This window comes from Actinoplanes sp. NPDC026623, from assembly GCF_040638275.1.
Taxonomy (GTDB): Bacteria; Actinomycetota; Actinomycetes; order Mycobacteriales; family Micromonosporaceae; genus Actinoplanes.
Map to the genome: position 1 here is coordinate 24936 of NZ_JBEZXZ010000089.1, position 8990 is coordinate 33925.

Annotated in this window: 7 protein-coding genes and 1 pseudogene; 6 read left to right on the forward strand and 2 right to left on the reverse strand. The window is 69.5% G+C overall.

The genetic code is table 11. From position 1 onward, the window contains the following. Positions 1–4: 4 nt before the first annotated feature. Positions 5–1099: a lytic polysaccharide monooxygenase gene (locus tag AB0F10_RS24680; protein ID WP_360629387.1), complete on the forward strand. Its 1095-nt coding sequence runs from the start codon at positions 5–7 to the stop codon at positions 1097–1099. 45 nt (positions 1100–1144) lie between these two features. Here the strand turns inward: AB0F10_RS24680 and AB0F10_RS24685 are convergent, their stop codons facing one another. Further along, entirely contained in the window at positions 1145–2137 is a 993-nt protein-coding gene (locus AB0F10_RS24685) for a LacI family DNA-binding transcriptional regulator (RefSeq protein ID WP_360629411.1), read from the reverse strand. A 344-nt stretch (positions 2138–2481) separates the two neighbouring features. On the opposite strand from AB0F10_RS24685, the gene AB0F10_RS24690 reads away from it, so the two are divergent. The 4 genes from AB0F10_RS24690 (at position 2482) to yjfF (ending at position 7110) form a co-directional block, all read left to right on the forward strand. Further along, positions 2482–3483 carry an ABC transporter substrate-binding protein gene (locus AB0F10_RS24690; RefSeq protein WP_360629391.1) on the forward strand — a complete coding sequence of 334 codons (1002 nt, stop codon included), beginning with the start codon at positions 2482–2484 and terminating at the stop codon, positions 3481–3483. Between the two features lie 65 nt (positions 3484–3548). Next, on the forward strand, positions 3549–5072 hold the full coding sequence (locus tag AB0F10_RS24695) for a sugar ABC transporter ATP-binding protein (RefSeq protein WP_360629393.1): 1524 nt from the start codon (positions 3549–3551) through the stop codon (positions 5070–5072). Next, positions 5069–6100: an ABC transporter permease gene (locus AB0F10_RS24700; RefSeq protein WP_360629396.1), complete on the forward strand. Its 1032-nt coding sequence runs from the start codon at positions 5069–5071 to the stop codon at positions 6098–6100. Before AB0F10_RS24695 ends, AB0F10_RS24700 begins: the two co-directional genes overlap by 4 nt. Continuing rightward, positions 6097–7110, forward strand: coding sequence for a galactofuranose ABC transporter, permease protein YjfF (gene yjfF / locus AB0F10_RS24705; protein WP_360629399.1), 1014 nt, complete (start codon positions 6097–6099; stop codon positions 7108–7110). Before AB0F10_RS24700 ends, yjfF begins: the two co-directional genes overlap by 4 nt. A 53-nt stretch (positions 7111–7163) precedes the next feature. On the opposite strand, the gene AB0F10_RS24710 is transcribed toward yjfF, so the two are convergent. Beyond that, the gene (locus AB0F10_RS24710) at positions 7164–8546 is read right to left on the reverse strand and encodes a glycoside hydrolase family 43 protein (RefSeq protein ID WP_360629402.1); all 1383 of its coding nucleotides are present in this window, start codon (positions 8544–8546) and stop codon (positions 7164–7166) included. Positions 8547–8659: 113 nt separating this feature from the next. Between AB0F10_RS24710 and AB0F10_RS24715 the strand changes: the two are divergent. Continuing rightward, positions 8660–8990, forward strand: a pseudogene (locus AB0F10_RS24715) (hypothetical protein); the annotation flags it as partial.

Consider the following 8990-nt stretch of genomic DNA (forward strand, 5'->3'; position numbering starts at 1 on the left):
AGCCATGAAAAGGAAATTCCTGTACGCCGCGGCCGTACTGCTGGCCACCGGCATCGGTGTGACCGTGGTGCAGACCGAGGCGTCGGCTCACGGCGCGATGATGGTGCCCGGCAGCCGCACGTACTTCTGCTGGAAGGACGGGCTGCAGGGCACCAACGGGGCGATCGTCCCCAAGAACCCGGCCTGCGCCGCCGCGGTGGCGCAGAGCGGCACCACGCCGCTGTACAACTGGTTCGCCGTCCTGCGCTCGGACGGCGCCGGCCGGATGGCCGGCTTCATCCCGGACGGGCAGTTGTGCAGCGGCGGCACCGGCGGCCCGTACGACTTCACCGGATACAACCTGGCCCGCAACGACTGGCCGGTCACCCACCTGACGGCGGGCCGCAGCATGCGGTTCGACTACAACGACTGGGCGAAGCACCCGGGGACGTTCTCGCTCTACATCACCAAGGACAGTTGGAGCCCGACCCGGCCGCTGGCCTGGAGCGACCTCGAGTCGACCCCGTTCTCCCAGGTGGTCAACCCGGAGGCGGTCGGCGGTCCCGGCACGGCGGAGGGCCGCTACTCCTGGACGGGCACCCTGCCGTCGGGCAAGAGCGGCCGGCACCTGATCTATTCGGTGTGGTCGCGATCGGACAGCACGGAGACGTTCTACGGCTGCTCGGACGTGACCTTCGACGGCGGCAACGGCGAGGTGACGGGCATCGGTGACGGCACCACCACGCCGCCGACCAGCCCGCCGACGAGCCCGCCCACGAGCCCGCCCACGAGCGGCCCGACCACGCCGCCGCCCTCGGGCTCCGGCTGCTCGGCGATGTACTCGATCACCGGCACCTGGGGCAACGGATTCCAGGGCGAGGTCATGGTGCACGCCGGCACGACACCGGTGAACAACTGGACGGTGTCGTGGACGTTCCCCGGCAGCCAGACGGTCACTCAGCTGTGGGGCGGCAAGTACACCGGCAGCGGCTCACTGGCCACGGTCAAGAACGAGTCGTGGAACGGGGCCATCGCGGCGAACAACCACACCACATTCGGGTTCATCGGCAGCGGTACCGCACCGGCGACCGTACAGAACCTGAGCTGCACGACACCATGAGGTGAGAGGCGGGGCCCGGGAGCGATAGGGCGCTCCCGGGCCCCTTTACCGTGGGGGCGCGGTGCTGCCGCGGACCACGAGCTCGGGGGTGACCGTCACATGGGCGGGGGAGACCGCGTCGTCCGGGCCGGCCATGTGCTCGAGCAGCAGGGTCAGGCTGCGCCGGCCGAGCTCGGCGAAGTCCTGGCGCACGGTGGTCAGCGGCGGGAGGAAGTAGCCCGAGTCGGGCATGTCGTCGAATCCGACGACGCTGACCTCCTCGGGCACCTTGCGGCCGGCCTCGTGCAGCGCGCGCAGCACGCCCAGCGCGATCCGGTCGTTGGCGCAGAAGACCGCGGTGACCGACGGGTCCCGGGCCAGCCGCTGGCCCTGGAGGTAACCCGACTCGGCGTTCCAGGACTGCGGCACGATCGGGGGAACGGCGGCACCGGCGGCGCTCAGCGCGTCGCGCCAGCCGGCGATGCGCTCCTGCGCCTCCGGCCAGTCCGCCGGCCCGGCGACGTGGTGCACGGTGCGGTGGCCCAGGGCGAGCAGGTGTTCGGTGGCCAGCCGCGCGCCGGCGGCGTTGTCGATGCGTACGGTCGGCACCGCCTCGGCCTCTCCGGCGCCGCCGACCGCGACGCAGTAGATGTCGGAGGGGGCCGCGAGCAGGCTGTTGGTGACGGCCGGCTTGGGCGCGATCGCGATGATGCCGTCCACCGCGTGCTGGCGCAGCCGGTCGACGGCCTCGAGCACCGGGCGCCGGTCGAGGTTGCGCACCATGGCGATGCTGACCAGGTAGCCCGCCGTGCGGGCGGCGTCCTCGATGCCGTACAGCATGGAGGCCGGGCCGAACAGGGTGGTCTCGAAGCCGATGATGCCCAGCGTGTGGGACTGCCGGGTGACCAGCGTCCGGGCGGCGAGGTTGCGCCGGTAATCCAGCGACTCCATCGCCTCGAGGACGCGTTCGCGGGTCTCCTGTCGCACGTTCGGGTGTTCGTTGATCACGCGCGACACGGTCTGGTGCGACACGCCGGCGAGCTTGGCGACATCCCGCATGACCGCGACCGGCTTCTTCGATGCCACGCAACTCCCCTTGTCGCTGTGGTGCTGTTGTCGACCACAGTGTAGGTCTCGGAGGTTTCCGAACTGTCCTCGTGACCTGGGTGTCGCCGCGGCGATCGACGCTTTCTCATGTCAATCGGCGATGATCTCTTGACGCCGCGTTTGGGAACGGTAACACTCCTGAAACGCACCATGTGACGGCAGCCACTACATAGAGCAAGGTGGCTGTTGTCTGGCTGCTCCGCGCGCTCCTACCCCCGGCGCGCCGGTGTTGCCGAACCCCCCTCCCCTCCAAAATTCCACAAGCCCCCCGAAGTTCAGATTGTGAACGCTAACAAATGAGATCCCTGGAGGACGTTGTGCTCAAGAAATGGTCCGCGGCGGTCCTGGCCGGCGCCCTGGCCGTCGGCGCTCTCGCCGGCTGTGGTGGCGACGACGGCGATGGCGGCGGCGGTGGCGGCGACAAACTGGTCATGGGCTTCTCTCAGGTCGGTGCCGAGAGCGGCTGGCGTACGGCGAACACCAAGTCGATCCAGGAGTCGGCCGCCGCGGCCGGGATCGAGCTCAAGTTCTCCGACGCGCAGGGCAAGCAGGAGAACCAGATCAAGGCGATCCGTTCCTTCATCGCCCAGCGCGTCGACGTGATCGCCTTCTCGCCGGTGGTCGAGTCCGGCTGGGACCCGGTCCTCAAGGAGGCGAAGGACGCGAACATCCCGGTCATCCTGACCGACCGGTCCGTCGACTCGACGGACAAGACCCTTTACAAGACCTTCATCGGCTCGGACTTCGTCCTCGAGGGCCAGAAGGCCGGTCTGTGGCTGACCAAGGAGTACGAGGGCAAGCCCGGCCCGGTCAACATCGTCGAGCTGCAGGGCAGCCCCGGCGCCGCGCCGGCCAACGACCGCAAGGCTGGCTTCGCCGAGGTGATCAAGAAGGACCCGAAGTTCAAGGTGATCGCGTCGCAGACCGGGCAGTTCACCCGCACCGACGGCAAGGAGGTCATGGAGGCCTTCCTCAAGACCTACCCGGACATCGACGTGCTCTACGCGCACAACGACGACATGGGTCTCGGCGCGATCGAGGCGATCGAGGCGGCCGGCAAGAAGCCCGGCACCGACATCAAGATCGTCACGGTCGACGCGGTCAAGGACGGCATGACGGCGCTCTCCCAGGGCAAGATCAACTTCATCGTGGAGTGCAGCCCGCTGCTCGGCCCACAGCTGATGGACCTGGCCAAGAAGGTCAAGGCCGGTGAGCAGGTCGAGACCCGGGTGCTGACCGAGGAGACCACGTTCAACAAGGAGCAGGCCACGGCCGCGCTGCCCACCCGCAAGTACTGACACCGCACGCTCGGCGCCGTTCCGGCCCCGCCGGCCGGGACGGCGCCGTCCCGAAGGAGACAACGATGGGTGACCCGCCGATCCTGCAGATGACCGGCATCCGCAAGGCCTTTCCGGGCGTGGTCGCCCTGGACGGGGTGGACTTCTCCTTGCGGCCCGGCGAGGTGCACGCCCTCATGGGTGAGAACGGCGCCGGCAAATCGACGCTGATCAAGGTGCTGACGGGGGTGTACGGCATCGACGCCGGCGACATCCGGCTCGGCGGCACCCCGGTGCGTTTCGGCGGGCCGCTGCAGGCCCAGCACGCCGGCATCAGCACGGTCTACCAGGAGGTCAACCTCTGCGCCAACCTGTCCGTGGCCGAGAACATCTTCATCGGACGCGAGCCGCGGCGCTTCGGCAAGATCCGCTGGGCCGAGATGCGCCGCCGCTCGGCCGCGCTGCTCGAGGGCCTCGACCTGCACCTCGACGTCACCGCCCCGCTGAGCGCCTACTCGCTGGCGATTCAGCAGATGGTGGCCATCGCCCGGGCCGTCGACGTCTCCGCCAAGGTGCTGATCCTCGACGAGCCCACCTCCAGCCTCGACGCCTCCGAGGTGGACCGGCTCTTCGAGGTGATGCGCCGGCTCAAGCGCGACGGCGTCGCGATCCTGTTCATCTCGCACTTCCTCGACCAGGTCTACGCCATCGCCGACCGGATGACCGTGCTGCGCAACGGCCGGCTCATCGGCGAGTACGCCACCGCCGAGCTCACCCAGATGCAGCTGATCACCAAGATGATCGGCAAGGAGCTCAACGTCCTCGAGCGACTCGAGGAGGAGCCGCGCACCGTCACCGCGGGCGCGGACGCCCAGCCGATCGTCGAGGCGCACGCGCTGGGCCGCTCCGGTGCGATCGCGCCCTTCGACCTGAGCGTGCGCGGCGGCGAGATCGTCGGCCTGGCCGGGCTCCTCGGTTCGGGGCGTACCGAACTGGCCCGCTTGCTCTTCGGCGCGGACCGCCCCGACAACGGCCGGCTGGAGATCGACGGCAAGCCGGTCGCCCTGCGCACCCCGCGGGCGGCGATGACCCACGGCATCGGCTTCTCCTCGGAGAACCGCCGCACCGAGGGCGTCGTCGCCGAGCTGAGCGTCCGGGAGAACATCGTCCTGGCGTTGCAGGCGGCCCGCGGCTGGTCCCGGCCGATTCCCCGGCGCAAGCAGGACGAGCTCGTCGCCCGGTACATCGATACCCTGGGCATCAGGCCCGCCGACCCGGAGCTCGCCGTCCGCGACCTCAGCGGCGGCAACCAGCAGAAGGTGCTGCTGGCCCGCTGGCTGATCACCGAGCCGAGGCTGCTCATCGTGGACGAGCCGACCCGCGGCATCGACGTCGGCGCCAAGGCCGAGATCCAGCGGCTGCTGGTCGAGCTCGCCGACGGCGGCATGGCGATCCTGTTCGTCAGCGCCGAGCTCGAGGAGGTGCTGCGGCTCAGCCACAAGATCGAGGTGCTGCGCGAGCGGCACCTCGTCGAGGAGCTCGACAACACCGGCGGCGGCGTCGACGCCGACCGGGTCATGCAGGCCATCGCGAGCGGAGCGAACCCGTGACCAACCTCGTCCGGCACCGGCTCTTCTGGCCGTCCGCCGTCCTCGTGCTGCTGCTGGCCAGCAACGTCTTCTTCGCTCCCCGGTTCTTCACCATCACCCTGCAGGACGGCCACCTGTACGGCTCACTCATCGACATCCTGCGCTCGGCGACGCCGCTGGCGCTCGTCGCCCTGGGCATGACCATGGTCATCGCCACCGGCGGCATCGACCTGTCGGTGGGCTCGGTCATGGCGATCTCCGGCGCGCTGGCCTGCTTGATCATCGGCGGCCTGCCCGACCAGGACAGCGTCGCCGGCGTGCTGATCGCGGTCGGCGTCGCCCTGGCCCTGTCGGCGCTGCTCGGCGTCTGGAACGGGGTGCTGGTCGCGGTGATCGGCATCCAGCCCATCATCGCCACCCTGATCCTGATGGTGGCCGGTCGCGGCATCGCCCAGCTGATCACCGACGGGCAGATCATCAACGTCTCGTCGGCGCCGTACCGGGTGATCGGGGCGGGCTATCTGTTCGGCATCCCGGTCTCGGTCATCATCGTCGCGGTCGTGGTGGCGGCCGCGGCGCTGATCATCCGGCGCTCGGCGCTCGGCGTGCTGGTCGAGTCCGTGGGCGCCAGCCCGACCGCGAGCCGGCTCGCCGGGATCCGGGCGCGGGGGCTGACGATCACGGCGTACGTCTTCGCCGCGTTCTGCGCGGGCATCGCGGGCCTGATCTTCAGCTCCAACGTGGCCAGCGCCGACAGCAACGCGGCGGGCAACCTCATCGAGCTCGACGCGATCCTGGCGGTGGTCATCGGCGGCACCGCGCTGACCGGTGGCCGGTTCTCCATCGCGGGCAGCGTGCTCGGCGCCGTGCTGATCTCGGCGCTGGACATCACCACCTACACGATCGGCGTGCCGGCCGAGACCACGCTGCTGTTCAAGGCCGTCGTGGTCGTCGTGCTCTGCCTGAGCCAGTCCGCCGCGTTCCGCGCCGTGGTGTTCCGCCGCCGCAACCCCGCCCCCGTCACTCCAGCAGTCGAGGTCTCCGCATGATCGGCATCAGCGCGCCGCCCCAGCCCGAGACCGCAGTGGTCGCGCCGCGCAGGCGGCGCGGGCTCGACCGGCGGCACATCCCGGTCCTGGTCACCCTGGGCCTGCTCGTCGGGATGTACGGCCTGGGCGTGGCCAACTACGACAACTTCTCGGACACCCAGGTCTTCCTGAACATCTTCGTCGACAACGCGTTCCTGCTGGTCGTGGCGGCGGGGATGACCTTCGTGATCCTCACCGGCGGCATCGACCTGTCGGTGGGCGCGGTGGTCGCCCTGACCACGGTGGTCGCCGCCACGCTGCTGCACGCGGGCTGGCCCGCGGTCGTGGTGCTGCCCCTGGTGCTGCTCATGGGCACGTCGCTGGGCCTGGGCATGGGCGCGGTCATCCACTACTTCAAGGTCGAGCCGTTCATCGCCACCCTCGCCGGCATGTTCCTGGCCCGCGGGCTGTCGCTGCTCATCAACCGCAACTCCATTCCGATCACCGACCCGTTCTGGACCGCGATGGCGCAGAACCGGATCCGGTTCGGGCCCGGGATCTTCATCTCGACCAGCGTGGTGATAGCCCTGGTCGTGGTGCTCATCGGCGCCTACGTGCTGGCGTACACGCGCTTCGGGCGCAACGTCTATGCGATCGGTGGCAACGCCGACTCGGCGCTGCTGATGGGCCTGCCGGTCAAGCGGACCCGGATCGCGGTCTACACGGTCAGCGGATTCTGCTCGTCGCTGGGCGGCGTGCTGCTCAGCTTCTACATGCTCTCCGGCTACAGCCTGCACGCGCAGGGCATGGAGCTCGACGCCATCGCGGCCGTCGTCATCGGCGGCACGATCCTGACCGGCGGTTCCGGCTATCTCTTCGGCACGGTCCTGGGCGTCATGGTGCTCGGCATGATCCAGACCATCATCACCTTCCAGGGCGACCTCAGCTCCTGGTGGACGAAGATCGTGATCGGCATCCTGCTCTTCGCCTTCATCGTCCTGCAGCGCCTCGTGACCAGGCGCACCACCTGAACCCGGACCTGCCGCACGTCGCCGGGTCGGCGGCGACGTGCGGCACGGGTCTCTCAGTAGGTGATCTTGAAGGTGGCGTCCTGCCGGTCGGTGGCGGGTGAGCCGGCGCTGATCGGGTCGATGCGCAGCACGTAGTTGAAGTGCCGCAAGTGGCGGTCCGGGAAGTTGTACGACCGCAGCGAGGTCCAGCCCGAGTCCGCGAGCCCCGCGACCCGGTAGAACGTCGCGTCCGCCTTGAACGTGCTGGTGCCGTCGTCGGCGTCGAGGACCATCGCGTAATTGGAGTGCCGCAGGTACCGGGTGGGCAGGTTGACGGACCGCAGTGAGACCCCGGCGGAGTCCGCCAGGCCCGGCACCAGCGTCCACAACTGATCCTGGTAGGGGTCGAACGGGTAGCTGTCGATGCGGCCGACGTTGTTCGCGTGCCGGACGTAGCGGTCGGGGAAGTTGTAGGACTTGAGCCTGTTCCAGGCCGGCGCGCCCCAGGCGCTCGTGAGGGCGGACAGCTCCGCCGCGGTGATCGCCGTGATGCCCAGGTGCTTGGAGTTCAGCGGCTGGGTGTAGTCCCGGTCGTTGAGCAGCGTCCAGGAGCCGCCGGCCACGTTGCCGGTCTGCCAGCAGAAGAACCGCCCGTTGGGGCTCCAGGTGTCGCCCCACATGCGCCAGAGGCCGGCGGTGTTGGACTTGACGATCTGCGGCGCCTCGACCCCGCGGCCGGGGCCGATCGCGCTCGTGTAGACGCCGAAGCTGCCCGGGTTGAACGTGGCGGACCGGGTGCCGAGCAGGGTGCTGTTGGTGTTGTTCTTGAAGTACATGTAGTTGACGCCGCTCACCGTGACAAAGCTGCCGTCGATCGCGTCGTAGCCCGGGTCGAAGAAGGTCTGCGGCGCCGAGGCGGTGACGAAGTCGGTGGTGTGGTTGACCATCAGCACGTTGTGCCCGCCGACCACGGCCGAGTACACCACGGCGTACTGGCCGCGGGCGGCGTCCCAGACGGCCTCGGGCGCCCACGCGTGCGTCGCCAGCGAGTGCACCTTGAGCAGCCGGTAGTTGCGGAACGTCCGCAGGTCGCCGGAGTCCCAGACGTGCAGGTACTGGCTCTGGTACGACCAGTCGGTGCCGTTGAGGTCGGTGGCGAGCACGACGAAGGTGCCGTCCTGCTTGCGCAGGATGAAGGGGTCGCGCAGGCCGCGGCTGCCCAGCGTCGGGGTGGCCACCGGGTTGTTCTGGTTCAGCGGGGTCCAGTTCAGGCCGTCGGCGCTGACCGCCAGGTGCAGGGCGTAGTTCGCGGCGGTCATGGACGGCGACTCGGTGAAGTAGGCCATCGCGTAACCGGAGTAGGTGGCGGCCCGGGCCGCACCGGAACCCAGCAGCGAGCCGGTTGCCGATCCCAGCACGACCGCCCCGCCCGCCGCTATGAATCCACGTCTCTTCATGGCTGTCCGCTCCTGCCGCCGTTATTGAGAGAGATCGATGTTACCGTTCACAAATAGCGGGCGGCAAGTGGCCGGGGGAGACGGCGGCGGCCGGTGCGGGCACAATCGCCCGCGTGGATGTCCCCGAGTTGCTGCGCCAGGCGGCCCGCCAGGTGCCGGCGGCCCTGCCCGTGACCGACGTGGACTCCTATCTCGCGTACCGCGAGTGGGAGATCGCGCTGGACGTGCTGCTCGACCTCGGCGACGCGTACCCGGCGACGACCTCCTTCTGGCACCTCCTCGGCGACGCCGCGCACCGGATGGGGCTGGAGCGCAGCGCCGCCTGGTGCGCCTGGCGCTCCCGCGAGGTGCTGCACGGCATCATCCGGGCCGAGCTGCGGCTGCTGCCCGGCGCCCGCAAGTCCGCGATCCCCGGCGCCGGGCGGCTGCGGCCGCTGTGGGACA

Excerpts from the sequence above, each read along its gene's own strand:
- AB0F10_RS24680 (WP_360629387.1), top strand. The coding sequence starts at position 5 with ATGAAAAGGAAATTCCTGTACGCCGCGGCCGTACTGCTGGCCACCGGC.
- AB0F10_RS24685 (WP_360629411.1), bottom strand. The coding sequence starts at position 2,137 with ATGCGGGATGTCGCCAAGCTCGCCGGCGTGTCGCACCAGACCGTGTCG.
- AB0F10_RS24690 (WP_360629391.1), top strand. The coding sequence starts at position 2,482 with ATGAGATCCCTGGAGGACGTTGTGCTCAAGAAATGGTCCGCGGCGGTC.
- AB0F10_RS24695 (WP_360629393.1), top strand. The coding sequence starts at position 3,549 with ATGGGTGACCCGCCGATCCTGCAGATGACCGGCATCCGCAAGGCCTTT.
- yjfF (WP_360629399.1), top strand. The coding sequence starts at position 6,097 with ATGATCGGCATCAGCGCGCCGCCCCAGCCCGAGACCGCAGTGGTCGCG.
- AB0F10_RS24710 (WP_360629402.1), bottom strand. The coding sequence starts at position 8,546 with ATGAAGAGACGTGGATTCATAGCGGCGGGCGGGGCGGTCGTGCTGGGA.